General features: G+C 55.7%; 1 protein-coding gene. It reads left to right on the top strand.

The window, feature by feature from the left end:
* The first annotated feature begins 348 nt into the window (after window positions 1-348).
* Window positions 349-633: a hypothetical protein gene (locus AC1RO3_RS08145; RefSeq protein WP_251254817.1), complete on the top strand. Its 285-nt coding sequence runs from the start codon at window positions 349-351 to the stop codon at window positions 631-633.
* The last annotated feature ends 63 nt before the right edge of the window (window positions 634-696 follow it).

Below are 696 nucleotides of genomic sequence, written 5' to 3' on the forward strand. Positions count from 1 at the left end.
CGAGGGTCCTAGGGGAATTGAGTGCAGGACGGGCTTGATACCTAGTCCGTGGAGGACTCGAAGATGCGGGACTTGCTGGATAAGTGAGGACAAGGAAATCGGGGTTGGGGGCGTGTGGACGACTGCGATCAGCGGTCTGTACGTTAGCGTGAGTGAGGCCAGTGGATAGGAGCCGGGGGCTTGCGGATCGAGAACGAGTACGAGATTTGTTGACATGGTGTGAGTTGTTGTGTAGGATGCGCCAGTGGACCGAGGACCGAACGAAGTGAGGGACGCGGAACGGCGCTTTTGTGATTGGACAATCTTAAATTACGTGGTGTGGGATGGGTGATGAGGGAGGTGTGTGAGATGGGTAAAAATCGCAGCTATGCTGCTGGGTGGAATATGGAGCTGCCGCCGCGTCAGTCCGAGAATCCGGAATCGTGTGATTATCGGTGGTCTATTCCGGTGCTTGTGACCGTCCAATACGGTGATATGTGCTGGGTACCGCATAAGGCGTGGGCCTACCGTTATGAAGTGGGCGACTCTGGCTGGGTCGAGGTGTGTCCGACTGACGGTATTTGTGACCCGCGTGACTACGACGATTATCACGTGATTGCGTGGATGAAGTTTCCGGAGCCGTGGTCGGCTTGAGCTAAGTGTGGAGGATTTGTGACAACTATTTGTGCGGTGCGCGATGCGGGTGGTGTGTGGATG

It is taken from the genome of Dellaglioa sp. CoH-57-MRSF-19, assembly GCF_056781975.1.